General features: G+C 60.2%; 27 protein-coding genes. 10 read left to right on the forward strand and 17 right to left on the reverse strand.

The window, feature by feature from the left end:
* From ACIPLA_RS14270 to ACIPLA_RS14285, 4 genes are all read left to right on the forward strand, one after another.
* The coding region (locus tag ACIPLA_RS14270) for an adenosylhomocysteinase (RefSeq protein ID WP_401173665.1) at positions 1 to 626 on the forward strand (626 nt) is incomplete at its 5' end.
* Positions 627 to 786: 160 nt separating this feature from the next.
* Positions 787 to 1,632, forward strand: coding sequence for a methylenetetrahydrofolate reductase [NAD(P)H] (metF, locus tag ACIPLA_RS14275; protein ID WP_218395272.1), 846 nt, complete (start codon positions 787 to 789; stop codon positions 1,630 to 1,632).
* Positions 1,633 to 1,824: 192 nt separating this feature from the next.
* Complete coding sequence (locus ACIPLA_RS14280; protein WP_218395826.1) at positions 1,825 to 2,640, forward strand: ABC transporter substrate-binding protein; 816 nt, start codon at positions 1,825 to 1,827, stop codon at positions 2,638 to 2,640.
* Positions 2,641 to 2,862: 222 nt separating this feature from the next.
* Positions 2,863 to 4,722 carry a DEAD/DEAH box helicase gene (locus ACIPLA_RS14285; protein WP_401173668.1) on the forward strand — a complete coding sequence of 620 codons (1,860 nt, stop codon included), beginning with the start codon at positions 2,863 to 2,865 and terminating at the stop codon, positions 4,720 to 4,722.
* A 248-nt stretch (positions 4,723 to 4,970) separates the two neighbouring features.
* Here the strand turns inward: ACIPLA_RS14285 and ACIPLA_RS14290 are convergent, their stop codons facing one another.
* Positions 4,971 to 5,564 carry a YceI family protein gene (locus ACIPLA_RS14290; RefSeq protein WP_032830398.1) on the reverse strand — a complete coding sequence of 198 codons (594 nt, stop codon included), beginning with the start codon at positions 5,562 to 5,564 and terminating at the stop codon, positions 4,971 to 4,973.
* Between the two features lie 32 nt (positions 5,565 to 5,596).
* Complete coding sequence (locus ACIPLA_RS14295; RefSeq protein WP_218395275.1) at positions 5,597 to 6,148, reverse strand: cytochrome b; 552 nt, start codon at positions 6,146 to 6,148, stop codon at positions 5,597 to 5,599.
* A 285-nt stretch (positions 6,149 to 6,433) separates the two neighbouring features.
* Between ACIPLA_RS14295 and ACIPLA_RS14300 the strand changes: the two genes are divergently transcribed.
* Positions 6,434 to 7,363 carry a YncE family protein gene (locus ACIPLA_RS14300; protein WP_218395276.1) on the forward strand — a complete coding sequence of 310 codons (930 nt, stop codon included), beginning with the start codon at positions 6,434 to 6,436 and terminating at the stop codon, positions 7,361 to 7,363.
* Between the two features lie 82 nt (positions 7,364 to 7,445).
* Here ACIPLA_RS14300 and ACIPLA_RS14305 read toward each other — a convergent pair whose 3' ends face one another.
* The gene (locus tag ACIPLA_RS14305) at positions 7,446 to 9,218 is read right to left on the reverse strand and encodes an FAD-dependent oxidoreductase (protein WP_401173670.1); all 1,773 of its coding nucleotides are present in this window, start codon (positions 9,216 to 9,218) and stop codon (positions 7,446 to 7,448) included.
* Positions 9,219 to 9,440: 222 nt separating this feature from the next.
* Here ACIPLA_RS14305 and ACIPLA_RS14310 point away from each other — a divergent pair, with 222 nt between their 5' ends.
* Together ACIPLA_RS14310 and ACIPLA_RS14315 are read left to right on the forward strand one after the other, a co-directional pair.
* A complete protein-coding gene (locus ACIPLA_RS14310; protein ID WP_218395278.1) occupies positions 9,441 to 10,847 on the forward strand; it encodes an adenosylmethionine--8-amino-7-oxononanoate transaminase in 1,407 nt (468 codons plus the stop codon).
* Between the two features lie 152 nt (positions 10,848 to 10,999).
* Positions 11,000 to 11,719: a 16S rRNA (uracil(1498)-N(3))-methyltransferase gene (locus tag ACIPLA_RS14315; RefSeq protein WP_218395279.1), complete on the forward strand. Its 720-nt coding sequence runs from the start codon at positions 11,000 to 11,002 to the stop codon at positions 11,717 to 11,719.
* 132 nt (positions 11,720 to 11,851) lie between these two features.
* On the opposite strand, the gene ACIPLA_RS14320 is transcribed toward ACIPLA_RS14315, so the two are convergent.
* Both ACIPLA_RS14320 and ACIPLA_RS14325 read right to left on the reverse strand, forming a co-directional pair.
* Positions 11,852 to 12,754 (reverse strand): transporter substrate-binding domain-containing protein, encoded by a 903-nt coding sequence (locus ACIPLA_RS14320; RefSeq protein WP_401173673.1) that lies wholly within the window; start codon positions 12,752 to 12,754, stop codon positions 11,852 to 11,854.
* Between the two features lie 27 nt (positions 12,755 to 12,781).
* A complete protein-coding gene (locus ACIPLA_RS14325; RefSeq protein WP_401173675.1) occupies positions 12,782 to 14,029 on the reverse strand; it encodes a D-amino acid dehydrogenase in 1,248 nt (415 codons plus the stop codon).
* Positions 14,030 to 14,137: 108 nt separating this feature from the next.
* On the opposite strand from ACIPLA_RS14325, the gene ACIPLA_RS14330 reads away from it, so the two are divergent.
* Entirely contained in the window at positions 14,138 to 15,052 is a 915-nt protein-coding gene (locus ACIPLA_RS14330; RefSeq protein WP_007898000.1) for a LysR family transcriptional regulator, read from the forward strand.
* Positions 15,053 to 15,163: 111 nt separating this feature from the next.
* Here the strand turns inward: ACIPLA_RS14330 and ACIPLA_RS14335 are convergent, their stop codons facing one another.
* A complete protein-coding gene (locus tag ACIPLA_RS14335) occupies positions 15,164 to 15,781 on the reverse strand; it encodes a hemolysin III family protein (RefSeq protein WP_007897999.1) in 618 nt (205 codons plus the stop codon).
* A gap of 242 nt (positions 15,782 to 16,023) precedes the next feature.
* Here ACIPLA_RS14335 and ACIPLA_RS14340 point away from each other — a divergent pair, with 242 nt between their 5' ends.
* Positions 16,024 to 16,938 carry a LysR substrate-binding domain-containing protein gene (locus tag ACIPLA_RS14340; RefSeq protein WP_218395282.1) on the forward strand — a complete coding sequence of 305 codons (915 nt, stop codon included), beginning with the start codon at positions 16,024 to 16,026 and terminating at the stop codon, positions 16,936 to 16,938.
* 137 nt (positions 16,939 to 17,075) lie between these two features.
* On the opposite strand, the gene madM is transcribed toward ACIPLA_RS14340, so the two are convergent.
* The 11 genes from madM to ACIPLA_RS14395 all read right to left on the reverse strand — a co-directional run bounded on the left by madM (position 17,076) and on the right by ACIPLA_RS14395 (position 25,627).
* Positions 17,076 to 17,840 (reverse strand): malonate transporter subunit MadM, encoded by a 765-nt coding sequence (madM, locus tag ACIPLA_RS14345; protein ID WP_192344896.1) that lies wholly within the window; start codon positions 17,838 to 17,840, stop codon positions 17,076 to 17,078.
* 1 nt (position 17,841) lies between these two features.
* Positions 17,842 to 18,258 carry a malonate transporter subunit MadL gene (gene madL, locus ACIPLA_RS14350; protein ID WP_007897996.1) on the reverse strand — a complete coding sequence of 139 codons (417 nt, stop codon included), beginning with the start codon at positions 18,256 to 18,258 and terminating at the stop codon, positions 17,842 to 17,844.
* 66 nt (positions 18,259 to 18,324) lie between these two features.
* Positions 18,325 to 19,236 (reverse strand): malonate decarboxylase subunit epsilon, encoded by a 912-nt coding sequence (gene mdcH, locus ACIPLA_RS14355; RefSeq protein WP_401173678.1) that lies wholly within the window; start codon positions 19,234 to 19,236, stop codon positions 18,325 to 18,327.
* The gene (locus tag ACIPLA_RS14360) at positions 19,233 to 19,853 is read right to left on the reverse strand and encodes a malonate decarboxylase holo-ACP synthase (RefSeq protein WP_401173680.1); all 621 of its coding nucleotides are present in this window, start codon (positions 19,851 to 19,853) and stop codon (positions 19,233 to 19,235) included. Before ACIPLA_RS14360 ends, mdcH begins: the two co-directional genes overlap by 4 nt.
* Positions 19,847 to 20,650, reverse strand: a complete 804-nt coding sequence (gene mdcE, locus ACIPLA_RS14365; protein ID WP_401173682.1) for a biotin-independent malonate decarboxylase subunit gamma — start codon at positions 20,648 to 20,650, stop codon at positions 19,847 to 19,849. The genes ACIPLA_RS14360 and mdcE overlap by 7 nt, the downstream gene beginning before the upstream one ends.
* Entirely contained in the window at positions 20,647 to 21,510 is an 864-nt protein-coding gene (locus tag ACIPLA_RS14370) for a biotin-independent malonate decarboxylase subunit beta (protein ID WP_401173684.1), read from the reverse strand. The genes mdcE and ACIPLA_RS14370 overlap by 4 nt, the downstream gene beginning before the upstream one ends.
* Positions 21,503 to 21,802 (reverse strand): malonate decarboxylase subunit delta, encoded by a 300-nt coding sequence (locus ACIPLA_RS14375; protein ID WP_007897982.1) that lies wholly within the window; start codon positions 21,800 to 21,802, stop codon positions 21,503 to 21,505. Before ACIPLA_RS14375 ends, ACIPLA_RS14370 begins: the two co-directional genes overlap by 8 nt.
* Positions 21,802 to 22,677 (reverse strand): triphosphoribosyl-dephospho-CoA synthase, encoded by an 876-nt coding sequence (locus ACIPLA_RS14380; RefSeq protein WP_401173686.1) that lies wholly within the window; start codon positions 22,675 to 22,677, stop codon positions 21,802 to 21,804. Before ACIPLA_RS14380 ends, ACIPLA_RS14375 begins: the two co-directional genes overlap by 1 nt.
* Complete coding sequence (gene mdcA / locus ACIPLA_RS14385; protein WP_218395288.1) at positions 22,677 to 24,347, reverse strand: malonate decarboxylase subunit alpha; 1,671 nt, start codon at positions 24,345 to 24,347, stop codon at positions 22,677 to 22,679. Before mdcA ends, ACIPLA_RS14380 begins: the two co-directional genes overlap by 1 nt.
* A gap of 262 nt (positions 24,348 to 24,609) precedes the next feature.
* Positions 24,610 to 25,035 carry a hypothetical protein gene (locus ACIPLA_RS14390; RefSeq protein ID WP_218395289.1) on the reverse strand — a complete coding sequence of 142 codons (426 nt, stop codon included), beginning with the start codon at positions 25,033 to 25,035 and terminating at the stop codon, positions 24,610 to 24,612.
* Complete coding sequence (locus ACIPLA_RS14395) at positions 24,998 to 25,627, reverse strand: nucleotidyltransferase domain-containing protein (protein ID WP_218395290.1); 630 nt, start codon at positions 25,625 to 25,627, stop codon at positions 24,998 to 25,000. The genes ACIPLA_RS14390 and ACIPLA_RS14395 overlap by 38 nt, the downstream gene beginning before the upstream one ends.
* A 472-nt stretch (positions 25,628 to 26,099) precedes the next feature.
* Here ACIPLA_RS14395 and ACIPLA_RS14400 point away from each other — a divergent pair, with 472 nt between their 5' ends.
* Entirely contained in the window at positions 26,100 to 26,477 is a 378-nt protein-coding gene (locus ACIPLA_RS14400; RefSeq protein ID WP_218395291.1) for a DUF6124 family protein, read from the forward strand.
* The last annotated feature ends 73 nt before the right edge of the window (positions 26,478 to 26,550 follow it).

Here is a 26,550-nt window from a genome sequence, read left to right on the forward strand (position 1 = left end):
TGGACGGTTACGAACTGGTTTCGCCGTTCATCGACGGTATCAACAACGGCACAGAAGCAAGCAACGACAAAGAGCTGCTTGGCAAGATCGACCTGATCGTGACCACCACCGGCAACGTCAATGTTTGCGACGCAAACATGCTCAAAGCCCTGAAGAAGCGCGCTGTGGTCTGCAACATCGGTCACTTCGACAACGAAATCGACACCGCTTTCATGCGCAAGAACTGGGCATGGGAAGAAGTGAAGCCACAGGTTCACAAGGTTCACCGTACCGGCCCGGGCGCTTTCGACGCTCAGAACGACGACTACCTGATCCTGCTGGCCGAAGGCCGTCTGGTTAACCTGGGCAACGCCACTGGCCACCCAAGCCGCATCATGGACGGTTCGTTCGCCAACCAGGTTCTGGCGCAGATCTTCCTGTTCGGCCAGAAGTACGCCGACCTGTCTCCAGCCCAGAAAGCCGAGCGTCTGACCGTTGAAGTACTGCCGAAGAAACTCGACGAAGAAGTGGCCCTGGAAATGGTCCGCGGTTTCGGTGGCGTGGTCACTCAACTGACCAAGCAACAGGCTGACTACATCGGCGTGACCGTCGAAGGCCCGTTCAAGCCGCACGCTTACCGCTACTGATTGGTCCTGCTGCCTGCTCTCCCTTGTGGGAGCGGGCTTGCTCGCGAAGGCGGTTTAACATTCAACATTAATGTCGTCTGACCCACCGCCTTCGCGAGCAAGCCCGCTCCCACATTGGGATGTGCAAGCGTCCGGCTTACGTGTTTCCAAGGATATGACCATGTCCCAAGACCGTCGCTACAGTTTCGAATTCTTCCCGACGAAGACCGATGCTGGGCATGAAAAACTGATCGCCACTGCTCGTCACCTGGCGACCTTCAATCCCGACTTCTTCTCCTGCACCTATGGCGCTGGCGGTTCGACCCGTGATCGCACCCTCAACACCGTGTTGCAGCTTGAAAGCGAAGTCAAAGTCCCTGCCGCACCGCATTTGTCTTGCGTGGGCGATAGCAAGGACGACCTGCGCGGCCTGCTGAGCCAGTACAAGGCAGCCGGCATCAAGCGTATCGTTGCGCTTCGCGGTGACCTGCCCTCGGGCATGGGCATGGCCAGCGGCGAGATGCGCCACGCCAATGACCTGGTTGAATTCATTCGTGAAGAAACCGGCGATCATTTCCACATCGAAGTCGCCGCTTACCCGGAAATGCATCCGCAAGCGCGCAACTTTGAAGACGATCTCAACAACTTCGTGCGCAAGGCTAACGCCGGCGCCAACAGTGCGATCACCCAGTACTTCTTCAACGCCGACAGTTATTTCTACTTCGTCGAGCGTGTACGGGCCAAGGGTGTGAACATCCCGATCGTGCCGGGGATCATGCCGATCACCAACTACAGCAAGCTGGCGCGTTTTTCCGACGCTTGCGGTGCGGAAATCCCGCGCTGGATCCGCAAGCAACTGGAAGCCTACGGCGACGACACCCAAAGCATTCAAGGCTTTGGCGAGCAAGTCATCACCCAGATGTGCGAACGCCTGCTGCAAGGTGGCGCTCCAGGGCTGCATTTCTACACGCTGAACCAGGCTGAGCCGAGCCTGGCGGTGTGGAATAACCTGAAGTTGCCGCGTTAATCGTCGTTAAAGCAAGATCAAAAGATCGCAGCCTTCGGCATTTCCTACAGGGGATACGTACCTCTGTAGGAGCTGCCGAAGGCTGCGATCTTTTGCTTTCCGGCGCCCCTTTATTGTGCAGCCATACCCTGAACCAGAGCTTCTGGATCCGGTTTCTGGCTCTTTATGATTTCTCGTCGTAATCTCAACCCCATGCCTTTGATCGCTCAGTTACTGACCGTGCTTCTGTTCACTTGCCTGAGCCTCACTGCTCGGGGCGAGAAGTTGCGTATTGTCACCGAGCCTTGGGCACCTTATGTGTATGAGGAAAACGGCAAGTCTTTGGGGCTTGACTACGAAACCACCGCCATTGTCTTCAAACGCCTCGGAATCGACGTGGAATGGCAGTTCTTGCCATGGAAACGCTGCCTGTCGATGCTTGAGCAAGGCCAGGCAGATGGCGTGCTGGATATCTTCCACAGCGCTGAACGCGACGCGACCCTGCTCTACCCCAGCGAACCGCTCTCGCAAGTCGAATTCGTAATGTTCTATGCCAACGAGCGACCCTATCCGTTTCGCACCCTGGACGATCTGAAAGGCCTGACCATCGGCACCTCGCCGGGCTACCTGTACAGCAAGGACTTCAGCGAATCGACGCTGTTCACCCAAGAACCGGCACCCACCCATGAAGCCAACTTCGGCAAACTGGTGCGCGGCCGCATCGACCTGCTGATCACTGATCGCCGGGTTGGCCAGCACTTGCTCGATCAACTGAACATCCGCGACAAGATCACCGAGAACCCGATCATCATCAGCCAGCAAAGCCAGTTTCTGGCGGTACGCCGCAATGCCGGGATGGATTTGTTGGTGCAGCGTTTCGGTGCCGAGCTCAAACGCTTCAAGCGCGAGCCAGCCTACGCTGAACTGAGCGCCCGCTATGGCGCCAGCCCGCCCACCGAAGCAGGGGCTGCCAGTGCCACCGCAACCGGCGGAAAAACCGTTGAGCAGCAGGAAAGCGGCGCGCAGTGATTGCTCTGTTATACTCCGGCCTTCCCGCCAGGCTCACGCCCGGACGCTCGGACTTGTTCAAGGCATCTCGATCCCGCTACAGCGCAGCTTTTCAGCCCGCGCGAGCGCTCCAGACGAGCCTTCGAGTCCCAGCAGGACCGGACGGGATTGCGTCCTCTTAAACGCGATTCGCGCCAGGCAAGACTCCCATTGGGCCAAGCCCTAACTAAAACAGGATTACTCATGTCCTTTGCTTCCCTCGGTCTCTCCGAGGCTTTAGTCCGCGCCATCTATTCATCTGGGTTTACAGAGCCTACTCCGGTGCAACAGCGGGCCATTCCCGCCGTGTTGCAAGGTCGCGACCTGATGGTTGAGGCAGAGACTGGTTCTTGTATATCCGGTGGTTTCGCCCTCCCGATTCTGGAGCGGTTGTTCCCCAACGGTCACCCGGACAAATCCCAGCGTCACGGCCCGCGCCAACCGCGCGTACTGGTCCTGACCCCAACCCGCGAACTCGCGGCCCAGGTGCACGAGAGCTTCAAGGTCTATGCCCGTGACCTGAAGTTCGTCAGCGCCTGCATCTTCGGCGGCGTCGGCATGAACCCACAGGTTCAGGCCATGTCCCGCGGTGTCGACGTGCTGGTGGCCTGCCCCGGTCGCCTGCTCGACCTCGCCGGCCAAGGCAGCGTCGATTTGTCCCACGTGGAAATCCTCGTGCTGGACGAAGCCGACCGCATGCTCGACATGGGCTTTGTCCATGACGTGAAAAAGGTCCTCGCCCGCCTGCCGAGCAAACGCCAGAACCTGCTGTTCTCGGCGACGTTCTCCAAAGACATCACCGACCTTGCCGGCAAGCTGCTGCACAACCCGGAACGCATCGAAGTCACGCCGCCAAACACCACGGTCGAGCGGATCGAACAGCGCGTATTCCGTCTGCCAGCCAACCACAAGCGTTCGCTGCTGGCGCACCTGATCACCGCTGGCGCCTGGGAACAGGTGCTGGTGTTCACCCGCACCAAGCACGGCGCCAACCGCCTGGCCGAGTACCTGGACAAACACGGCCTCACCGCCGTCGCCATCCACGGTAACAAGAGCCAGAACGCCCGCACCAAAGCCCTGGCCGACTTCAAGGCCGGTGAAGTGCGCATCCTGGTCGCCACCGACATCGCCGCTCGCGGCCTGGACATCGACCAGTTGCCCCACGTGGTCAACTTCGAACTGCCGAACGTCGACGAAGATTACGTGCACCGTATCGGCCGTACCGGCCGCGCCGGTCGTTCGGGCGAGGCGATCTCGCTGGTCGCTCCGGACGAAGAAAAGCTGCTCAAAAGCATCGAGCGCATGACCAAGCAGAAGATTGCCGACGGCAACCTGATGGGCTTCGACTCCAGCACTGTGGAAGCCGAGAAACCTGAAGTTCGCGAGCGTCCGGATGTGCGTAATCCGCGCAACCCACGTGGCCCGCGCGGCGATGGTCCGAACGGCAGCGGTGGTGGTGGCGGTCGTAAAGACAAAGGCAAGGACAAGGGCGGCAAGGAAAAACCTGCTGCCACTGGCCGTGGCGATCGCCCTGCCCGTGAACACAAGCCTCGCGAAGGCACCCCGGCCCGTGAGCAACAGCGTCCGGCACCTCGTGCCGCCGCTGACCGTGCTCCGGACGAGTTCCTGGACGACGATGTCGATAACTTCGGTAACCGCGTCGATTACGTGCCTCAAGCCAAACCGGCTCAGGGCCGTGGCCGCCGTCCGGGCGCTCCGGCACAAGGCGCAGGTGCTCCGCGCACCGGTCAGCCACAAGGTCGCCAAAATGGTCCGCGCAGCAGCAGCGGCGCAACCACCGGCACGCCGCCAGCCAAGCGCAGCGGCCCACGCAACGGCGCCCCACGTGACGGCCAGGCCCGTCGCGAAGAGTCCCGCAACCGCCGCCCGGCCCGTGACGAGCAGCCTCGTTCGGAACCGGCCGTGCAGAACCCGCGGGGCCCGGCACCGAAGATCATTCACAAGGAGTCGAAAAGCGATCGCTTCCCGACACCTGAGCAACTGGATCAACTGCCAGGCCGTCCACGCGGCGAAAAACCAGCCTTGCTGACACGCAATCGCTGAGTTTTTCAAAGCCATGAAAAATGCCCCTGATCGCAAGATCAGGGGCATTTTTTATGCCTCAACAAAAACTTGTAGGAGCGAGGCTTGCCCGCGAAGACGTCATCCGCTGCACCGCAAAAACCGAGTCGCCCCCTTCGCCGGCAAGCCTGGCTCCTACAGGGTTATGTGCCGATCGGCCCGCACCCATCAGAAACAAAAAAACGCCCCGGATCGCGAGATCAGGGGCGTTTTTGTTCAAGCAGCGAAATTCACTTCGCTTTCACACCTTCAAATGTAACGTACAACTCGACTGCGTCGGACGCTGGGCCCAGGTCTTTCTGCTTGCCGAAATCGGAGCGCTTGATGCTGGTGGTGCCTTCGAAGCCGGCACGGTAGCCGCCCCATGGATCCTTGCCTTCACCCAGGAAGGTGGCTTTGACCACGATTGGCTTGGTCACACCCAGCAAGGTCAGGTTACCGGTTACGTCGGCAGTGTCTTTGCCAGCGGCGTTTTTGCCGGTGGATTTGACGCTGGTGGAAACGAACTTGGCGTCGGCGAATTTGCCCACGTTCAGGAAGTCACCGCTGGAGATGTGCTTGTCGCGTTCGGCGTGGTTAGTGAACACGCTGGCGGTGCGCACATTGAACTCGATCTTGCTGTCTTCAGGCTTGGCGGCGTCGAAGCTGAACTTGCCGTCGATGTCCTTGAAGGTACCGGTGATGTAGCTGTACCCCAAGTGGCTGATCTTGAAGTCAACGAAGGCGTGCTGGCCTTCTTTGTCGACAACGTAATCGGCCGCCATTACGTTAGCGGACAGCAGAGCAGAACCGATTGCCAGGGCGGCGAGCGTCTTTTTCAACATGCTTTCTATTCCTTTGGAGTCGAGGTTGAACATCAGGCTTTGCGACCCAGCATTCGTGTCAGGGTCGCATCACGATCGATAAAGTGGTGTTTCAATGCTGCCAACGCATGGAGGCCGGAAAAAATTACCAGCGCCCAGGCCAGGTACAGATGGATCACACCCGCGGTATCTGCCTGGTCCGGTAGTCCGGAAACCAGTGCAGGCACTTCAAACAGGCCAAACACCGGGATCCCGACACCGTCTGCGGTGGAAATCAGGTAACCGGCAATCATCACAGCGAACAATCCGAGATAGAGGAAGGCATGGCCGAACACGGCACCAAGACGCGTCATGCGGCTATAACTTTGCAGAGCCGGCGGCGGTGGACTGATGAAGCGCCACAACACCCGCAGCAACATGACCGCGAACAACAGCAGGCCAATGCTCTTGTGCAGATCCGGCGCATCTTTGCGCCAGGCGCTGTAGTAGTCGAGACCCACCATCCACAACCCCAACGCGAACAGACCATAGACCGCGAGCGCCACACCCCAATGCACGAAGATGCTGATCCAACCGTAGCGGGAAGAAGAGTTACGTAGTTGCATTGCCCAAATCCTGTAAGAACTGCGCCCAAGACTATCGAGTTATCTATCGATTTAAAGCGGAAAATTTCGCTCTGAAATATCGAGAAATACGATCAAGACCTTGCGGTCGAGATGTTAAGAGAGTGTTAACCGAACGAAAAAACCTACAAATGCCGTCCCCATTCCCACTTAAAAAAAGCCTTTACCACTCGTCAGAACTGTCATATCTGACAGTAGCCAACATTGCAGGTCATTGATGAACCTGATCTCGGGCGTTTGTCCGAGCGTCTGAACAGGAGTTCTACCATGAGTCACCATTCGAGTTTATCCCCCGCGACTACGCGCAACCTATCCAATTCGATACCCGTAGGGGCAGGGCCACGAGGGATAGCCATCAACAACGATGGATCACGGGTTTTTGTTTGCAATTACATTTCAGGCAATGTGTCAGTGATCAACACCCGGAACAGAAAGGTAATCCACACCATCGCCGTCGAGCATTACCCCCAAAACATCGTCCTTGCCCATGGAGGGAAAAGAGCTTATGTGACCAACTACGGGTCAAGTTCGGTTTCGGTTATCGATACTGAAACCTATGCGGTGGGTAACGTCACGGTGGGAAAATATCCTCGGGGAATCGTCGTGAGCCGAGACGGGAAGCATGTTTACGTCACCGTTCGACAAAATAAAGAGTGGCTGGCAATTATCGACACCCGCACTTATGCGGTGAGCAGAGTGAGAGGATTGCCCTCTCCCTCCATAAGTGTGGATATCAGCCAGGACGATTCGCGTCTTTATATTTCCAGCACGAACTCTCCTGATGGCCCTTATCAGGACGCACTAACGATCATCAGCAGCAAGACTTTCAAAGTCCTCGATATCATCAGAACCGAAAGGTATCCGTCAGCAGTTACCGTCAGTCCCGACGACAAAGAAGTGTATATCGTGTGTCTGGACGCTCAAAAACTGACCGTACTGGACCCTAAGTTATCGACCACCAGGCATTTCGATTTTGTGACTTGCGAAGGGAAAATAGTGTTCGGCGAAAAAAACGCTTATGCCGTTGATCAAATCAAAAAAGAGGTCGTGGAAATTAATACCGCGACGTATGAAATTGTTCGCCGGGTGCCCATCCCTGGTGCTTCCGAACCGTATGACATGGTTCTTGATCAACATAACCATGCCTATGTCAGCGACTACCAAAGCGACAAAGTCCATAGTGTCGATCTAGCTTAGCGTCAAAGAAAAATCAGCAGCGACATACGCAAGACATAAAAAAAGCGCGGCATCACTGCCGCGCTTTTTTTGATTCCAGAACTTACTGCGTCTTGGTTTCAGTCGTCACTGGGGTCTTCGCAGCAGTATTGACCGCTGGCTTCACCGGCTCAGTCTTTTTCACCGTCGCCTTGACCGGGGCTTTTTTGGACTCGGCCTTGGCCGCCGGCTTTTTCACTGGCGCTTTGGCCGGCGCTTTCCTGGCAGGTTCTGCTTTCACCGGTGCCGCAGGCTTCGGCGCCTCAACCGGTGCTGGCGCTGGAGTCGGCGCAGGTACAGGGGCGGGTGCCGGAGCAACCGGTGCCACGGGTACTGGCGCCTTGGCTGGTTCCGGTTTGTCGTCAGAACCACCGAACAGGTTGGTGAAGAAGTTACCTTTCTTCGCCGCCACTGCACCTGCCGCTGCTGCGGTCGCCGCCGGAACAACTTTCGCCGGTTCAAACGATTTGCCCGCCGCCAGGTCTTCTACCTGACTGGCCGCACGCTGACCGGTGCGCAATGCGCCTTCCAGAGTGCCTGGGTACAAGGCGTCGGTGTGTTCGCCGGCAAAGGCTACTCGCTGCAGCGGACGCTCCCACAGGCGCCAGTACTTGCTGATCTGACCCGGGCCGAAGGCCAGGTATGCGCCACCCATCGACGGGTCGGTGCTGTAGCGACGGATTTCATAACCGGTGAACGAACCGCGTGCCTGTGGATAAAACGCATGCAGGCGAATCAGTACCTGATCAACCATCTGCTTGTCGCCGAAGGCCTGCATCACACGCGCGTTGTCGCCGGACAGGTTGATCACCACGTTGGCGCCACCCTTCAGGGCCGGCTCGACCCACAACATGCCCAGGCCGGTGTTGCTGTAGATCTCGCCAGACATGCGCGCCTTGCTTTCCCACACTGGCGTCTTGAACTTCAGCATGATCTGGTCACGCCAGCCGTAGTTGGTGCCTTTGATGGCGCCCATGTGCTGGGCATCCAGCGCCGGGGTCATCTGGATCTTGTTCAGTGCCCGCAATGGCACGGCCAGCACAACGTAGTCCGCCTGATAGCCAACACTGCCGACCTTGACGGTCACACCGTCCTTGTCTTGAGTAATGGCCGAAACCGGCGAGCTGGTCTTGATGGTTTTCAGTTGTTTGACGAAGGCCTGGGCCAGCACCGGGCTGCCACCGGGCAGACGCGAGGCGCGCAGGTCACGGTCGGCAACGCCACGGTAGACGCGGCTCTGTTGTGCGAAGTACAGCAGCGACAGGCGCGAAGGTTCGTCATAGCGGGTACGAATCTGCTGATTCACCAACTGACGCGCAGTGGCTGGCAGATTCAAGCGATCGAGCCAGTTGGACACGTTGATCTGGTCCAGGGCGAACAGTGTGCTGTTGGCGGCCGGGTTCTGCGGGTCTTCGATCGAACGCGCCAGATCATCCAGGGTCTTTTCGTAGCGTTTCAGCGCTTCGGCGGTGGCCGGCTGTTTAGTCGCCAGATCGGCGGCGGTGAAATATTCACCGTCGATCAGGTAGCCCGGAGTCCGCACGAATTCAGGGGCTGGCGTGGTGGTCAGCTTGAACGTCGAGACGTACTTGTTCAGCACCGGTTGGGTCTTGTCGTTGCCGATCCACTCACTGGTGGCCATGCCGGAGCGACCGCCCAACGTCGGCTTGGCTTCCAGCAGAGTGACCTGCCAGCCTTTGTTCTGCAGTTCGTACGCCGCGGTGAGGCCCGAAAGCCCGCCGCCGACCACGATCACCGTTTTATCCTTGGCCAGCGCCGAAACGCTGAACAGCCCCAACATCACCAGCGCACAGGCGCGCAGCCAACCAGCAGACATTCAGCGAACTCCGGAAATACACGAGGAAATAGCGGTTTTACGAGTCAGACGACTCAAAGAACCGCGAAGAATACGTCAGCCATCAAAACGCCGCCAGCGACGTCTATCTCCTTATACAAAGTAGCTCAATCGACACAATGGGTTGTCCCGATGACGCGCATTGCATAGGCTTGCGCGATTGTTTGCCCGCGCACCAAGCGAGCCGCCTCGAGGAGACTGAACATGGGCCTGAATAATCAGTGGATGCAACGCGATCTCGCGGTGTTGTGGCATCCCTGCACCCAGATGAAAGACCACGAACAGCTGCCGCTGATCCCGATCAAGCGCGGCGAAGGCGTCTGGCTGGAAGACTTCGAAGGCAAACGCTACCTCGACGCGGTCAGCTCCTGGTGGGTCAACGTGTTCGGCCACGCCAACCCGCGGATCAACCAGCGCATCAAGGATCAGGTCGATCAGCTGGAACACGTGATCCTCGCCGGTTTCAGCCATCAGCCGGTGATCGAACTGTCCGAGCGCCTGGTAAAGATGACGCCCGAAGGCCTGACCCGGTGTTTCTACGCCGATAACGGTTCGTCGTGCATCGAAGTCGCGCTGAAAATGAGCTTTCACTACTGGCTCAACCGCGGCCAGCCGAACAAGAAGCGCTTCGTCACCCTCACCAACGGTTACCACGGCGAGACCATGGCGGCGATGGCGGTGGGCGACGTGCCGCTGTTCACCGAAACCTACAAAGCCCTGCTGATGGACACCATCAAGGTGCCGAGTCCCGACTGCTACCTGCGCCCCGAGGGCATGAGCTGGGAAGAACACTCGCGCAATATGTTCGCCGCCATGGAGCAGACCCTGGCCGACAACCACGACACCGTGGCCGCCGTGATTCTGGAGCCGCTGATTCAGGGCGCTGGCGGGATGCGCATGTACCACCCGGTGTACCTGAAGTTGCTCCGCGACGCCTGTGATCGTTATGGCGTGCACCTGATCCACGATGAAATCGCCGTCGGCTTCGGCCGCACCGGAACGATGTTCGCCTGCGAACAGGCCGGCATCCGTCCGGATTTCCTCTGCCTGTCCAAGGCACTGACCGGTGGTTACCTGCCGTTGGCGGCGGTGCTGACTACCGATGAGGTCTACAGCGCCTTCTACGACGACTACCCGACCCTGCGCGCCTTCCTGCACTCCCACAGCTACACCGGCAATCCACTGGCGTGCGCGGCGGCATTGGCGACGCTGGATATCTTCGAAGAAGACAACGTCATCGAGAACAACAAGGCCCTGGCTCAACGCATGGCCTCCTCCACCGCGCACCTGGTCGATCACCCGAACGTTGCCGAAGTGCGCCAGACCGGCATGGTTCTGGCCATCGAGATGGTCAAGGACAAGCCCACCAAGGAAGCTTATCCGTGGCAGGAACGTCGTGGTTTGAGGGTGTTCCAGCATGCGCTGGAGCGTGGTGCTTTACTGCGGCCGTTGGGCAGCGTGGTGTATTTCCTGCCGCCGTACGTGATTACTCCGGAGCAGATCGATTTTCTGGCCGAGGTGGCCAGTGAAGGCATCGACATCGCCACCCGCGACAGCATCAGCGTGGCAGTGCCGAAGGACTTTCATCCGGGTTACCGTGATCCGGGCTAAGTGACCCCCTTGAGCTTTTGTGGTATCTGGGCCGCCGCCTTCGCGAGCAAGCCCGCTCCCACAATTGACCGCGTATACCCTGTGGGAGCGGGCTTGCTCGCGAATGAAGTCGACACCGATTCAGATAATTAACACCTTTCCAGAGACCCAGCATGAGACTGTCCCGCTTCTTTATCGACGCCCCCTTGAGCATCGGCGAACACGAGCTTCCCGAGGGCCAGGCCCATTACATCAGCCGCGTGCTGCGCATGGCCGAGGGTGATGCGGTGCAATTGTTCGACGGCTCGGGCCATGAGTTTCGCGGCACGCTGGCGGAAGTCGGCAAGAAGCGCGTCGTGGTGAACATCGATGAAAGCTTCGCCGGGCAGGTCGAGTCGTCGCTTGCGGTCCATCTCGGCCAGGGCTTGTCCCGTGGCGAGCGGATGGACTGGGCGATTCAGAAAGCCACCGAACTGGGCGTCAGTGAAATCACCCCGATCTTCACCGACCGCTGCGAAGTCCGCCTCAAGGACGAGCGCGCCGACAAACGCCTGATGCATTGGCGTCAGGTGGCGATCAGCGCCTGCGAGCAATGCGGGCGTTCATCGGTGCCGCTGATTCATCCGCCGCTGCTGTTGGCCGATTGGCTGAAGCAGACGCAGGCCGAATTGAAGCTGGTGCTGCACCCGGTGGCCGAGCCATTGGTGAGCCATGCGAAACCGGCGACGCTGGCGTTTTTGATCGGCCCGGAAGGCGGGTTGTCTGACGCTGAAGTCGAACAGGCCAAGGCCGGCGGTTTTCATGCCGCCCGCCTCGGCCCTCGCGTATTACGCACCGAAACCGCGCCGGTGGTGGCGTTGGCGGTGGCCCAACAGCTTTGGGGTGACTTCTAGGGCCTCTTCGCGAGCAAGCCCGCTCCCACATTTGATCTCTGAACGACACAGATCAAGTGTGGGAGCGGGCTTGCTCGCGAAGGCCGGCGACGCGATCTACAAGACACAAAACAGAATCTGATCGTTCAGGAACTACTGCACCGGATCACTCACCGGCTTCGCAATGATCGCCTTCAGTTCGCTGGTCATCGGAAACTCAAGGTTCAAACCTTTAGGCGGAATCGGCTGCTGGAACCAGCGGTTGTAGATGCCATTGATTTCCCCTGAGCTATACAAATCGGCAAGCGTCGAGTTCACCAACTCGAGAAACTGCGGATCGCCCTTGCGCACCATGCAGCTATAGATTTCCCGCGATTGCTCCTCACCCACCACGACCCACTTATGCGGATCGCGGGCCTTGGCGCGCTCACCGTAAAGCAGCGCATCGTCCATATAGAACGCCGCCGCCCGCCCTGACTGCAGCATCTGGAAGGCTTCGCCGTGGTCCTTGGCGCTGATCACGAACATATCGATCTTGTGATCGACGTTGTAGCTCTTCAGAAACCGCTCATTGGTGGTGCCGGCGGTGGTCACGACGTTCTTGCCGCGCAGGTCGGCGAAGCGCTTGATACCGCTGTCCTTCGCCGTGAGCAACTGCCCCTTCACGTAGATGAACCCATAGGAAAACGCCACTTGCTGCATGCGCTCGGCGGTCACGCCGGTGGAGCCGCATTCAAGGTCGACCGTGCCGTTCTGCACCAGCGGAATGCGTGTTTGCGAGGTCACCAGGTTGTACTTCACCTGCAGGTCCGGCAGCTCGAGTTTTTGCTTGATGCGCTCGACAATTTTGCTCGCCAGGTCCACCGAATAGCCCATCGGCTGCCCCGTGTGATCACCCACGTAAGAGAACGGCACCGACGCATCGCGATAGCCCAGCGTGATGCTCTTGGCATTGGCAACCTTGTTCAGCGTGCCGGTCAGCGGCGCTTCATTGGCCTGGACCTGACTGGCGAGCAGCAGGCCGAGGGTGCAGCCGATCAACGTGATTTTTTGCATTGTTATTCTCCGTTGTGGGTTAAGCGTTTAGCAGCGAGCGACGCGGGGTGCGAGGCCCTGCATTTCGATCGAGGGTGTGCGCCGGGCAATCAACTCACTCAGCAGCCGCGCGCTACCGCAGGCCAAAGTAAAGCCCAGGGCGCCATGGCCGAGGTTGAGCCAGAGGTTGCGGTACGCCGTGGCGCCAATCAACGGCACGCCGCTGGGGGTCGCCGGGCGCATGCCGGCCCACTCGATGGCGGCGTCATAATCGCCGGCATTGGGTAAGGTTTCCTGGGCCTGGCGTTTGATCAGCGCCAGACGCTTGGGATCGAGTGCCGGGTCGAAACCGACAATGTCGACCATCGCCGCCACCCGCAGTTGTGCACCGATGCGGGCGTAAACGATCTTGCGGTTGTAATCGGTGATGCTCAGCTCTGGCGCGCGGTGTTCGGCGCGGATCGGCATGGTCAGGCTGTAACCCTTGAGCGGATACAGCGGCAGGTTCATGCCCGGCAACGCCAGCGCCGGGCTGCGATGACCGGCAGCGATCACCAATTGCTCGACCGGCAATACCTGCGCGCCCATTTCAACGGCCTGCACCGCGCCGTCCCCGTGGCGAATGCCGGTGACCGTACGGCCCGGCAAAAACTCGCAACGCCCCGATGCCTTGAGCCGGGCCACCAGTTGCAGGCAGAACGCATGGCAGTCGGCGACTTCTTCATCGGGCGTGTAGATCGCCCCTACGAACGGCGCCTCGGCGAGTGCCGGCTCCAACTGTGCGCACTCGGCTCGGGACAACACCTGTTGCTGTCGCGGATCAGCCAGCCCTTGGCGCGCATGCTCGAAGCTTGCGGCTTCGCGAAACGTCACCAGTTTGCCGTTGCGCCGCCAGTCGAAACCGTCGAGGCGGTCTTCGTCGCGCCAGCCTTGCAGCGTGGCCTGGCTCAGCAGCGCCAGGCGCAGCAGATGCGCGCCGTTGCGCTGATTCACCGAACGCCGGCAGGCCGCCAGAAAGGACGCCATCCAGCGCCATTGCGCCGGGTCCAGACGCGGGCGCAGCTTCAAGGGCGAATCACCGCGCAACATCCATCCCAGCGCCTGCAACGGTACGCCGGCATCGGCCAGTGGCGCGACATAGCGGTAGGACAACTGGCCGCCATTGGCGAAACTGGTCTCGCTGGCAAACGAATCCCGGGCCTCGATCAGCGTCACGTCGATGCCGTCGCGCACCAGTGCGTAAGCCGTTGTCAGCCCGATGACGCCGCCACCGATGATGCAAACCCGCTGAGCCATGTCAGTCCTTAAGCGTTGTTGAAACGTGCCCTCAGCTTAGGACCAGGTGACAGACGCTGAACAATGCATAAAGATGCCTGAGCCATAAACAAAGGTTATGGACTTACCATGCGACTGCGACACATCGAGATTTTCCAGGCCATTCGCCAGACCGGTTCGGTCAGTGGCGCCGCCCAGTTGCTGCACGTGTCGCAGCCGGCGGTGAGCAAAGTGCTGCAACACGCCGAACAGCAACTGGGCTTTGCGTTGTTCCTGCGGGTGCGCGGCAAATTGCAGCCGACGCCCGAAGCCCTGGAGCTTGAGCGCGAGGTCGATAAGGTCACCGAAAGCCTGCAAGGCGTGCGACGTCTGGCCCAGAGCCTGCGACGTGAGCCGGGCCACAGTGTACGGATCGGCGCGATCCCGGCGCTGGCCTTGTCGCTGCTGCCGCCGGCGATCAACGAATGGACGCAACGCTACCCGCAAATCGCCTGCGAGCTGTCCAGCGCCCACAGCCGCGAGCTGATGCAGAACCTGTTAATGCGCGAAGTGGATGTCGCTCTGACGCTGCAACTGCCCGATCATCCGGGCCTGAAGGCGCAGGCCCTGGCCTGTGGGATGCTGGTGGCGCTGGCGCCGAAGGGCTTTTGGGCCGACGACACTCACGGTAAACCGTTGCCGTTGATCGAACTGGCCGGCGCGCCGCTGATTGGCTTGTCCAGCGCCGACCCGCTGGCCGCCCGACTCGACAGCTACCTTGAAGCGGTCAATCCGCCGCCAAAGGTACGCATCGCGGTGCAGACTTATTCGCTGGCGCGGGCGATGGTTGAATCCGGTGCCGGGCTAGCAGTGATCGACCCGTTCACCGCACTCGGCGCGTCCCCCGCCACTACGGCGATTCGTCCCTTGGCGCCGGCGCTACCAATCACCCTGTACGCGGTGACCCGCGCCGACGAGCCACCGCCGCACACCTTGAGCGACTTGTTGCAGGTGTTCAGCCGACGGGCGCAGGCGCAATTGGATCGCTTGTGTCCCCTAATGTAGGAGCGAGGCTTGCCCGCGAACAAGGCCCCGCGGTATATCAGGTACACCGCGTCATCGTTCTTCGCGGGCAAGCCTCGCTCCTACAGGTTTTGCAAATAGCTGCAATGCGATCTACAAGACATAAAACAAAATCGCCACAAAGTGCAGCACGCTTCCGGCAATCACAAACAAATGCCAAACCCCATGGGCATGGCGCAGACGATGGTCGAGGGCAAAAAAGATAATTCCCACGGTGTACAACACCCCGCCGGACGCCAGCCAGGTAAAGCCGACTGGCCCCAGCGCCGCCAGCAATGGCTTGACCGCCACCAGCACGATCCAGCCCATCACCGCGTAAATCACGATCGACAGAATCCGCGCTTCCGAGCGCGGTTTGATCTCTTGCAGGATGCCGATCAGCGCCAGCCCCCAGACGATCCCGAACAACGTCCAGCCCCACGGCCCGCGCAGGGTCACCAGGCAGAACGGTGTGTAACTGCCGGCAATCAACAGGTAGATCGAAAAGTGATCAACCTTCTGCATGATCGCTTTCTTGCGCCCGCGCACGCTGTGGTACACGGTCGAGGCGCTGTAGAGCACCAGCAAGGTGAACGCATAAATCGCCACACTGACGATCTTCCACGGACTGCCGTCCATACTGGCGATCACCAACAGCCACACACCCCCGACAAACGCCGCCACCGCCCCGACCAGATGCGTCCAGGCGTTCAATCTTTCCCCGTGATACATGCGTTGCTCACCTCAAAATTCATTAACACAAAGCCCCTGTAAGACCGGTGTAGGAGCTGTGTAGGTGCTGTGTAGGAGCTGTGTAGGAGCTGTCGAGTGAAACGAGGCTGCGATCTTTTGATCTTGATCTTAGGATGCCAAAGATCAAAAGATCGCAGCCTCCGGCAGCGCCTACAAAAAGCCATCGAGCCAAACCTCAGCCAATTGGGCACAATCGAACGATTCGAATAAGAGTCACGCCCATGCTGATCGATGAAGAGTTGACCCTGAAAAAACTCGAGGTGTTCCTGGCCTTCATGCGCACCGGCAACCTGGCCCGCGCCGCTGCCGAGTTGCAAACCAGCAACGTCAGCGTGCACCGCGCCATCCACTCTCTGGAAAGCGCCCTGCGTTGCCCGCTATTCAAACACGAAGGCCGCAACCTGACCCCACTCGAAAGCGCTTATGTGCTGGAAGAACGGGCGCAGAAGCTGATTCAGGACGTGCTCGAAAGCGTGCGCCTGACCCGCGAAGCGGCCGGTTTCTCCGCTGAGCGTTTCAAACTCGGGTCCCTGTATTCGCTGACGGTGAAGACCGTGCCGCAGCTGATCATGGGCCTGAAGATTCGCCGCAGCGAACTCAATATCGACCTGATCCTGGGCTCGAATATCGACCTGTTGTACAAGCTCAAGAACATGGAAGTCGACGCGATCCTGGTGTCGCTGGACGACAGCGTCAACGACCCGGACTGCGAGCAGATTCCGCTGTTTTCCGATGACATCTTCCTCGCCACCCCGGCTGACTCGCCCTTTGCCCAACGAACAGAAGTCGATCTGGCCGAGGTGCGCAACGAGACATTCATCACCTTGACCCAAGGCTTCGCCACGCACCAGGACGGTATTCGGGTGTTCAAGCAGGCGGGGTTCGAGCCGAAGGTGGCGATGCAGGTCAACGACATCTTCACCCTGCTGAGCATGGTCAGCTCGGGGGTGGGTTATGCGTTGCTGCCGGGAAGGATTGCAGCGGTGTATGAGAACCGGGTGAAACTGATTCCATTGCAGGAAAAGTATCGGTTGCAGCAGCATATCGGGGTGGTGTTTCTGAAGGCCAAGGAGCGTGACCCGAATTTGCTGGCGTTGCTGGCGGAGTGTCGGATGTATGCCAATCGGCAAGTCTGAGACCGCGTCGCGCCCTTCGCGGGCAAGCCTCGCTCCTACAGGATTTCGGAGTGCCGCAGATTTGCGGCACGACACATAACCCGTAGGAGCGAGGCTTGCCCGCGAAGGCGTCATCACAGGCGACGCAACTCTCGACCCTACCCCACAATCCCGCGAACAATGAAGTACAGCAACGAAGGCCCAAGCAAGCACCCAAGCCCGGTGTGGAACGTCGCGGTCAACGCGCCATACGGCACCAGCCTGCGATCCGTCGCCGCCAACCCTGCGGTCACCCCACTCACCGTCCCGGCCAAGCCGCCAAACACCATCGCCGAGCGCGGGTTATCCAGCCCCATCCAGCGCGCCGCCATCGGTGTGCCGACCATCACCAGAATCGCCTTGATCAGCCCGGTGGCAATCGACAATGCCATCACGTCGGACGTGGCACCAATCGCGGCCCCGGTCACTGGTCCGACGATGTACGTCACCGCGCCTGCGCCAATGGTGGTCATGCTGATCGCATCGCGATAACCGAACACCCAGGCCATGCTCGCCCCGACAATGAACGGCAGGATCGTGCCCAGCAGCAGCGCGATGACGCCAATCATCCCGGCCTTTTTCGCTTCGGTGGCCTGCACCTCGAACGCCGTGGCGACAATGGCGAAGTCACGCAGCATCGCGCCGCCCATCAAACCAATGCCGGAAAACAGCGACAAATCCGCCAGGCCTTTTTGCCCGCCGGTCATGGTGCCGCCGACCCAGGCCAGCACCAGGCCGATGACGATGGCAATCGCCGAACCGTGAATTCGTCCGAAGGTCAGGCGTTTGGACAACACCACCGACACCCACATGATCACGCCAACGAACGCGAACGCTGTCACCAACCCGTTATGTTCCAGACCTTTCTCGATGAGATCCCACATATCAGCGACCTCCTGCCGGTGCGCCAACCGACGTTATGTCCGCCGGTTCATCGGGCAAGGGTTCACCTTTGTGGGTCCGGCTGATCAGCGCAATGGTGCAACCGCAGAGCACCACCGAACCAATCGCCGCCAACACCGCCACCGGCCCGCCGTGCAGGGCGGTAACGACGTTCTGTTGCGCGGCCATCGCCACCACCACCGGAATGTACATGGCGCCCCAAAAGCCGACGCCCATCTCGCAATCCTTGGTCATGCCGCCGCGTTTTTGCATCCACAACCGCGCGCAAATCAGCAGGATCATCGCGATCCCGACCCCGCCGACGTTGGATTTCACACCCAGCAATGCGCCGAGCATGTCGCCCATGATCACCCCTGCCAGCGTACAGATCGCCAACAGCGCCACACCGTAAATAATCATTGTTGTAGTCCTCAAAGTGCATCGTCGGAATTGTTGTTTTTGTCGTTCGCAGCCTGAGTCGGTGGTCTAGGGTTGGCGGCTTCCCTCCTCACGCAACAGCGCCTGCAAGGTATCGAGCCGCGCACCGTCGAAGGCAATCACGGTGCCCTGCTCGAATACCCGGCGCGCCAGCCCGGTCAACACCGCACCGGGCGGCAGTTCGATCTGTAGACGTACGCCACGCTCATAGGCGCTTTGTACCGTGCCGCGCCAATCCACCACGCGGCACATGTTGAAGGCCAGGTCGTCGCGTAACGCCTCGGGATTGATAACGGGCCGAGCGCGACTGCCGCTCAGGTAACCCAGGATCGGCGTTTTCAATTGCACCTTGGCGAAGGCTTCGGCCAGGATTTTTGCCGGTGCTTCCAGCAGCGGGCAGTGGGACGGCACGCTGACCGCCAGACGCTTGGCCAGACCTGCACCACAACCTTTCGCCAACTCGGCAACCGCTTTCATCGCCTCGTCGCTGCCGGCAATCACCACTTGGTTATCGGCGTTGATATTGGCCAGGTAAACCGGTGTGTCGACGCTGTGAACCTGCGCCAGCAAGCCTTCCACCGTCGCCAGATCCAGACCGATGATCGCGGTCATGCCGTAGCCCTGAGGATAAGCCTGCTGCATCAGTTCACCGCGCAGGCTGACCAGATGCAGCGCATCGCTGAAGCTCAAGGCACCGGCGACCACCGCCGCCGGATAGGCGCCGATGGACAATCCGGCCACGTAATCCGCGCTCAATAACAACTGACGTGAAGCGGCGACTCCGGCGATCAGCAGGCATAACTGAACCGCCCTCGTCGACTGCAACGCCTCGGCAGAATCCAGCAGCAAAACATCTTCACCCAGCACCTCGCTCGCCTCGATCAGCGTTTCCCGAGGCAAACGATGAAGCATGCCCGGTTGCTGCGCGCCCTGGCCGGGGAACACCAGCAAACTGCTCACGCTGCTTGCTCCTGCGGGTTCCAGGGATCGGTGACCAGGCAGGCGACCTGAGCGTTTTTGAGCAGCACACGTTGCGACGGGCCGGCCCATTCACGCAAGGCCACAGCGCCGTAAGGTGTCTGCAATTGCATGTCCACCAGACACTCAGCGGCGCCGAGAAGCGTCACCAATTCCTGCGCTTGAGTACGGCCCAGCAGTTGCGGTGTACGCAGGATCAAGTCCAGATCGCTGCGCTCATGCAACGCCGCAAAACCACTGGCCAATTCAAACCCGGCGCTGCCGCTGACACCCCACACCCAACCGCAGGCGTCGAGCATTGGTCGCAATTGCGCCAGCGCTCGCAGGGCCCGCAGGTCCCGAGTCGCCTCGACATGACACAGCTCTTCCGGCCTTACCCGACGTGCAATCGCCGTGATCGCCATCGACGTTGCATAACGCTGCTCACGCAAGCGTCCGCGCACGCCGACCGCGATTTGATCCGGCGCAGTCATCGCACGCCGAACCACCACTGGCTGACCCGCGCTGATCGACTCGATCACCCACGCAGGCGCATCCGCAGGCAACTGCTCCGGGGTCATCCCCCACAGCAGGTCGTGGGCCAGAAGCGTGCTCACCACTGCTCTCTCAGCAGTTGGCGAACCTTGCTCGACGCGGCGCGATTGTTCGCACCCAAGCGGCCGCTCAAATCGCGACGACCTGCCCCGACATCTTCAATCGCCTGAACCAGACACTCGTTCACCCGCGCCAGATCTGCCGTGGTCGGCTGCTCGATCTGATCCACCGACAGGGTTTCCCAAAGCAAACCCAGGCTGGCAAAGCTGTCGATGTCATAGGCCATCGGCGGCACGCTGGCGGCCAAGGCTTCAAGCTCTTCGACACTGCGCAACGTCACCCGCGCAGCCGACGCCTTGCCCATCGCATGCACCATCACGCCCGGATCGCGCAATGCGATCAGTCGGTTGGCCTGATAGCCATGAGCGAGAAAGGCGCCAGACATCGCCTTGCCCACCAGTAAACCGATCACCGCATGCCCGGCCAGTCGGGCGCGGGCATAACTGTCCGCAGCACCGGCCAAGGCTTGATGAATGCCGAGGGCTTCTTCGCGTCGACCGTAAGCCTGGCTCGGCACATCGACGATGGCGATCAGGGCGCGTTTTTGAGGTTTATCGTTATCCGCGGCAATGACGTCATCCACCGCTTTGGCCAGGCCCCAACCTTCCAGCAAACCGACCTCGCCATTGCGGGCGCGGACGAAACGGTTGTCGGGATCGGCCACCACTGCGATAAACCGCACGGGTAGATCGCCCAATAAACCATCGGCGACTTTCAACGACGCCGGCAAATCCGCGACCGGTTTCGCGCCGGCACTCAAGGCGTTGAACCAGTTCAAGCCTCTCAGGGAATACGAACTCATGAGTGCTCTCCTTGATACAGATCGCGAACCGTCGCCGGCTCGATTTGTGGTTCGGCGTCCAAACGCGCCAGCCGTTGCAGGAACCATTCGGCCTGGCGGCTACGTTGCTGCGCCGGCAAACCCTGCTGGAGCAACTCGCTAACCTGCTGCTGAATCTGCGCCACGTCGTCAGCCACGTAGCGATCCACCAACCCACTGGCGAACCGTTGCTCACCGCCGGTCAGGCTCCAGATAAACGGCCGGTCACGGGAGTCGTATTCCTCAAGTCCGGCTTCCTGCTCGATCACCTGCGGGCCATTGAGGCCAAGGCGCGCTTCCTGAGTCACCAGCAAATAGCTGCACAACCCGGCGGCAATCGACATGCCGCCAAAGCAACCGACGCTGCCGGCGACCACGCCGACTACCGGCTGGTACTGGCGCAGATCGACAATCGCTGCATGAATATCGGCAATCGCCGCCAACCCGAGATTGGCCTCCTGCAAACGCACGCCACCGGTTTCCAGCAGCAACACGGCGCCAGTAGGAATGCCTTTGCGGTTGTCCTCGGCGGCCAATTCCAGCGCACCGGCAATTTTCGCACCGCCGACTTCACCGAGGCTGCCGCCCTGAAACGCGCCTTCGATGGCCGCGATCACCACCGGCAATCCGCCGAGGCTGCCCTTGGCGATCACCACGCCGTCATCGGCTTGCGGCACCACGCCCTGGCGCGACAGCCATGGCGACATGACGCGCTGAAACGGGTCGAGCAGTTCACGGAAGGTCCCGGCGTCGAGCAACGCTTTCGCTCGTTGCCGGGCGCCGAGTTCGACGAAGCTATGCCTTTCAAGGAATGGGTTGAGAAGCGCTGTGCTGTCAGTCATGGCTGATCTCCTCGAAGCCTTGTTCCAGGCGCAAGCGCACCACGCCGGGAGTGGCGCCGAAATCGTGGATATCGATCGCCATTGCGGGCGGTGTCTGGCCGTCGAACATCCGCGCGAACAGATGCTGCCAGCGTTGTTCGCTGCCGTTGACCGAGGTCTGCACCTGGATCGTCAGCTTGCCGGCCAGCCCCGGTTCGATCAGCACTTCCAGATCGCCCGAGCCCACGCAGCCCACCAGCGCCCTGCCCCGAGGCGGCTGCCCGGCGGGGAATTCAAAGGATAGGGTTTCCATCAAAACGCTCCCTGGAAGACGCCGTCGCCCGACTCGATGCGGTCGATAAACAGGCAGGCTGCGAGCAAGTCCGCAGCGCCGCCGGGCGAGGCATTCAACGCGATTAGTTGTTGGTCCAGCTCATGCAAACGGCGGCGACCGGCCAGGCTCGCACTGCCGCCGGCGTCGAGCACTGCTTGGGCACCGAGTTGCATGGTCTGCAAGCCGAGTTCGCCCGCGCGGTAGAGCACGCAGGTGTCGGCCAGTGTCGTCATGATCGCCAGCAAGGCATCGAGCCGGGCGTTCTGTTCGCCATGGCCGGCGGCGCGGCTGCGTTTGAGTTGCGGCAGTGCGCGTTGAATCACTGCAGGGAAACCAAGCTGTGCTTCTTCGCGTGCGCCACGAGCACCGTAACGCTGGGCCACTTGAGCGCCATGGCTTAGAGGGCGCGGGGCGTAGCGGTCATCGAGCAAGGCCAGGCGTGCGGCGCGCAACGTGATGCCGCTGGCGGTGCTGGATTCAGGTTCCAGCGCAGCGGCGGCAACCAACAGCCCCAACGCCCAGATCGCCCCACGATGAGTATTCACGCCGTCGGTGGTGGCGAGCATCGTTTGTTCACCGTCGCGGCCAATCCGCCCAAGGGCTTCGCGCAGGGGTAAACCGACGTCGCCAAACTCGCTGGCCGCGTCCGCCATTGCCTTGAATGTCGGCCATAAAGACAACGCGGAAGCGTGCATCAGCCCGAGGTGCAAGTCGGTATGAGCACCATTGCCACGACGGTCCACCAGCGCCGGTTTCGGCGACAGATCCGCTTCATCGATCAGCGCATCCACGGCCAGGTCCGCCAGCCGCTCAGTCAGGGTTAAAGGTTTCGGTTGCAGATTGAATGCGCGCATTACCAGCTCCTGAACTTGGCGGGTGGGTTGTAGAGGCCACCGGACCACTCCACCAGATCGGCCACGCTTTTCGCTGCGAGCAGCTCGCGGGTGGCGTCGGTGCGGCGGATGCCGAGGTCTTCGGGCAAAGCGATCAGGCCTTCGCGGCGCATGCGCGCGGTGTCTTTCGGGTTGTGGCGCAGGCCGATGGCGGTCACCCCGGCGACGGCCGCGATCATCGCCTGACGCTCTTCGAGGGAACGGGCCTTGTACAAATAGGCGATGCCTTCTTCGGTCAGCAAGTGGGTGACGTCGTCGCCGTAAATCATAATCGGCGCCAGCGGCATGCCGCTTTTCTTCGCCACGTCCACCGCGTCGAGGGTTTCAACGAAGGTCGGCTTGCCGCCCTCCTGGAAGGTCTCGACCATTTGCACCACGAGTTTTTTACCGCGCTCCAGCAATGCTTCGGGCGCATCGTCGTGACGCATATCGAGCCATGCCGGCGTGCCATGGCGGCGACCGCGCGGGTCGTGGCCCATGTTCGGCGCACCACCGAAACCGGCCAGGCGACCGCGCGTCACAGTGGAGGAATGGCCGTCGCCGTCGACTTGCAGGGTTGCGCCGATGAACAGGTCCACCGCGTATTGCCCGGCCAGTTGGCAGAACATCCGGTTGGAGCGCAGTGAACCGTCGCGGCCGGTAAAGAACACGTCAGGACGGGCGGCAATGTAGTTTTCCATGCCCAGTTCGGTGCCGAAACAATGCACGCTTTCGACCCAGCCGCTTTCGATGGCCGGGATCAGGGTTGGGTGAGGATTGAGGGTCCAGTTGCGGCAGATCTTGCCCTTGAGGCCGAGGGATTCACCGTAGGTCGGCAGGATCAGTTCGATGGCCGCGGTGTTGAAACCGATGCCGTGGTTCAGGGATTGGACGTTGTGTTTTTCATAGATCCCGCGGATCGCCATCATCGCCATCAGCACATGTACAGGCTTGATGTGCCGTGGGTCGCGGGTGAACAGCGGTTCGATGTAGAACGGTTTGTCGGCCACTACGACGAAATCGACCCAGGACGCGGGGATGTCCACGCGAGGCAAGTCGCTGACGTCGTCCACCAATTGGTTGACCTGGACGATGACGATGCCGTCGCTGAACGCCGCCGGTTCGATCAACGCGGGAGTATCTTCGGTGCTCGGGCCGGTGTAGATGTTGCCGGCGCGGTCGGCCATGAAACCGGCCGAGAGCACGACGTTGGGAATCAGGTCGACCACCAGCCGCGCATAGAGCTCGATGTAGGTGTGGATCGCACCGATTTCCAGCAGGCCGTCTTCGAGCAACTGACTGATGCGCAGGCTTTGGGTGCCGGCAAAAGAGAAGTCGAGCTTGCGGGCAATGCCGCGCTCGAACAGGTCCAGGTGCTCGGAACGCCCGACGCTGGGCATGATCATGTGCAAGTCATGCAGCTTGCCCGGATCAGCCTTGGCCAGGGAGCGGGAAAGGAAATCCGCCTGCTTCTGGTTATTGCCCTCCAGCACCACACGGTCGCCGGGCAGGATCAACGCCTCCAGCGCCGCAACGATCTTGTCGGTGGGCAACACCACACCGTCGGCAAGCCCCTTCACCAGTTCGAGGCGCCGCTGCTTTTCGCTGCGCCGCCGCGTCCATCGCGAGTCGGGGGATATTGTTGTTGTCATGACCACTCCACGGGTTCGCTGTCGTGGGGGTCACCTTAGGAGCGTTGGGTGGGGGGCATCAATCAAGCGGAGTGTTGGATTGTTACGGTCAGGTTAATGATCGACAGAAGATCTCTGTTGCCAATACCGACCTCATCGCGGGCAAGCCCGCTCCCACAGTGTCCGTGTCGTGCTCAAATCCTGAGCCACCCACAATACCTGTGGGAGCGGGCTTGCCCGCGAAGGGGCCAGAACAATCCCCGCAGTTTTCAATGACGGGGCATTACACTCCGGTCATCTGCTGCTGCACACGAATCTGCAGCTGCGCGGTGCTTTCCAACAACTGCGCCAACAACGCCGGATCTTCATCCATATAGCCTTCGTACTCCGCCAGGTTTCGTCGCTCATGACACAGGGCGAATAGCCGAACCTGTACTTTGCCAACATCAGCGGTATGAACCAGGCACTGAAACACCAGGTATCGCTTGTCTGAACGGTAGCCGCACAAGCGAAGAGCCGTCAGTGCAAGGGCATGGGCAGCGTTATAAGCCAGGTCGAAACGACTCGCGAAGGAAAGCGAAGACGTTTGCGCGTCTTTCAATCGGTCCACAGCCGAACGCATCAGCCCTTCGCATTCCTTGCGATCCGGCGGCTCAGCTTTCAGTCCACCGCTACGTAACAGGTTTTCCAGGTTCTCGTTGCTGCCCATCCTTGGACTCCAAAGGGTTTCCCCCCATCAGATTGATCTTGTCCTGCTGCGCTACCCGCACGACAAAACTATTTTCAGCCACCAGTTTGGCGGCCCAGTCGTCGGGGGTGTAGAGCGTCGGGTTGAGGACGCGGCCCAACTGCTCTTCCATCGGCATGAGCCGCTCCATCACTTCACTGTAGTGCAGGCCCTCGCCGATCAGCATGAGATCAATGTCACTGGATGCGTTTGCCTGATCCTTGGCGATAGAACCGTACACAAATGCCCAAGTGATCTGTTCGGCAAAGGGTTGGAGCGCCTGACGCAGAGGCTCGGCAATGCCAAAGGTTTTGCGGGCGATGCCCAGCAGTTCGGCATAGATCGGGCAGTCGGGATTGGCTTGATAGTGGGTCTGGTTGCCCTGACGGGTCAGGGTCAGCACGCCTGCCCGCTGCAACCGATCCAGCTCGCGCATGAGGCTGCCTTTACCCACTTGAGCCCAGCGGGCGATCTCGTTGGCGTAAAAGCTTTGGTCGGGTTTACCAAATAGCAGGCCAAGCACTTTTTGCTGGGTGGTGGTGAACAAGGCTTCGCTCAATGACAGGTTTTTCACGGCAACGACCGATAAGTCCCAAAAAAGGAACGATAGGTCCCTTTTTGGGAATCTTCAACCTGATGCAGAAACCTTTGTGGCGAGGGGCTTGTTGGAAGGTCCGACAGCCTGGGGTTTTGTGTTTAAAAGTTTGTCCGCAGGAGCGGTGTGAGGCTACGCAGTCTGGCGTCGCTGCCTACAGCAATGCCGGAACCCGCTGACTGGTGCGGTTTTGCGTTGATCTTTATCGTTTGTGTGTCGCTGCCAATCCAGCGACCGGGATTGGAAACCCCGACGAGTAAACGGCGTGAAAGCGCCACTCATGACGTATGCTTGCGCACCTTTAAAGTGTGCACTCCGTTATGGCGGCTGTGCGCGGGAGACCTTCGGGTCAACCGGGTTGCCGTTTCCCGGGTTTCCAGCCTGCGTACAGCTGCCACCCCTTCGTTCGGAAACCGAAAGGGCCAGCTCCAAACCTAAGCGGAGATTCACTATGTTCAAAGCTACTCCCAATCCCCCGGAAACCGACGTCGATTCCCAAGCATCCCTCGATGCAGAAAAGATGAAGGAAGCCGCTGACCGCGCCTTCTCCCACTACTTCCCCCCACTCCACGAAAAACCGGCCAAACGCCGTAAGTCCCAGCTCTTCACCGTCGCCCCCGATATCGACACCGAAGCCCTTCTGGCCAATGCCTCCGAAGACCTGCTGTCCATCAGCGCCATTGCTGCCGATCTGGCGGACGATGTGGAAGGCTCACGCCGCTCTGTAGCCTTGGCGCTCAGCCGTTTGGCAGATGGCGTGCAGTTGTTGGTGGAACGGGTACTGGATCATCATGAGTCGTTGCAGATGAAGGCTCGGGCCAGGGTTTAACAGTGGGGTCTTTGGCAAGTTGAAGGCCGCCTTCGCGGGCAAGCCTCGCTCCTACACGGTTTTGTGCACGCCG

The sequence above is a fragment of the Pseudomonas sp. NPDC086112 genome, from assembly GCF_044746425.1.
Taxonomy (GTDB): domain Bacteria; phylum Pseudomonadota; class Gammaproteobacteria; order Pseudomonadales; family Pseudomonadaceae; genus Aquipseudomonas.

Excerpts from the sequence above, each read along its gene's own strand:
- metF (WP_218395272.1), top strand. The coding sequence starts at position 787 with ATGTCCCAAGACCGTCGCTACAGTTTCGAATTCTTCCCGACGAAGACC.
- ACIPLA_RS14280 (WP_218395826.1), top strand. The coding sequence starts at position 1,825 with ATGCCTTTGATCGCTCAGTTACTGACCGTGCTTCTGTTCACTTGCCTG.
- ACIPLA_RS14285 (WP_401173668.1), top strand. The coding sequence starts at position 2,863 with ATGTCCTTTGCTTCCCTCGGTCTCTCCGAGGCTTTAGTCCGCGCCATC.
- ACIPLA_RS14290 (WP_032830398.1), bottom strand. The coding sequence starts at position 5,564 with ATGTTGAAAAAGACGCTCGCCGCCCTGGCAATCGGTTCTGCTCTGCTG.
- ACIPLA_RS14295 (WP_218395275.1), bottom strand. The coding sequence starts at position 6,148 with ATGCAACTACGTAACTCTTCTTCCCGCTACGGTTGGATCAGCATCTTC.
- ACIPLA_RS14300 (WP_218395276.1), top strand. The coding sequence starts at position 6,434 with ATGAGTCACCATTCGAGTTTATCCCCCGCGACTACGCGCAACCTATCC.
- ACIPLA_RS14305 (WP_401173670.1), bottom strand. The coding sequence starts at position 9,218 with ATGTCTGCTGGTTGGCTGCGCGCCTGTGCGCTGGTGATGTTGGGGCTG.
- ACIPLA_RS14310 (WP_218395278.1), top strand. The coding sequence starts at position 9,441 with ATGGGCCTGAATAATCAGTGGATGCAACGCGATCTCGCGGTGTTGTGG.
- ACIPLA_RS14315 (WP_218395279.1), top strand. The coding sequence starts at position 11,000 with ATGAGACTGTCCCGCTTCTTTATCGACGCCCCCTTGAGCATCGGCGAA.
- ACIPLA_RS14320 (WP_401173673.1), bottom strand. The coding sequence starts at position 12,754 with ATGCAAAAAATCACGTTGATCGGCTGCACCCTCGGCCTGCTGCTCGCC.
- ACIPLA_RS14325 (WP_401173675.1), bottom strand. The coding sequence starts at position 14,029 with ATGGCTCAGCGGGTTTGCATCATCGGTGGCGGCGTCATCGGGCTGACA.
- ACIPLA_RS14330 (WP_007898000.1), top strand. The coding sequence starts at position 14,138 with ATGCGACTGCGACACATCGAGATTTTCCAGGCCATTCGCCAGACCGGT.
- ACIPLA_RS14335 (WP_007897999.1), bottom strand. The coding sequence starts at position 15,781 with ATGTATCACGGGGAAAGATTGAACGCCTGGACGCATCTGGTCGGGGCG.
- ACIPLA_RS14340 (WP_218395282.1), top strand. The coding sequence starts at position 16,024 with ATGCTGATCGATGAAGAGTTGACCCTGAAAAAACTCGAGGTGTTCCTG.
- madM (WP_192344896.1), bottom strand. The coding sequence starts at position 17,840 with ATGTGGGATCTCATCGAGAAAGGTCTGGAACATAACGGGTTGGTGACA.
- madL (WP_007897996.1), bottom strand. The coding sequence starts at position 18,258 with ATGATTATTTACGGTGTGGCGCTGTTGGCGATCTGTACGCTGGCAGGG.
- mdcE (WP_401173682.1), bottom strand. The coding sequence starts at position 20,650 with ATGAGTTCGTATTCCCTGAGAGGCTTGAACTGGTTCAACGCCTTGAGT.
- ACIPLA_RS14370 (WP_401173684.1), bottom strand. The coding sequence starts at position 21,510 with ATGACTGACAGCACAGCGCTTCTCAACCCATTCCTTGAAAGGCATAGC.
- ACIPLA_RS14375 (WP_007897982.1), bottom strand. The coding sequence starts at position 21,802 with ATGGAAACCCTATCCTTTGAATTCCCCGCCGGGCAGCCGCCTCGGGGC.
- ACIPLA_RS14380 (WP_401173686.1), bottom strand. The coding sequence starts at position 22,677 with ATGCGCGCATTCAATCTGCAACCGAAACCTTTAACCCTGACTGAGCGG.
- mdcA (WP_218395288.1), bottom strand. The coding sequence starts at position 24,347 with ATGACAACAACAATATCCCCCGACTCGCGATGGACGCGGCGGCGCAGC.
- ACIPLA_RS14390 (WP_218395289.1), bottom strand. The coding sequence starts at position 25,035 with ATGGGCAGCAACGAGAACCTGGAAAACCTGTTACGTAGCGGTGGACTG.
- ACIPLA_RS14400 (WP_218395291.1), top strand. The coding sequence starts at position 26,100 with ATGTTCAAAGCTACTCCCAATCCCCCGGAAACCGACGTCGATTCCCAA.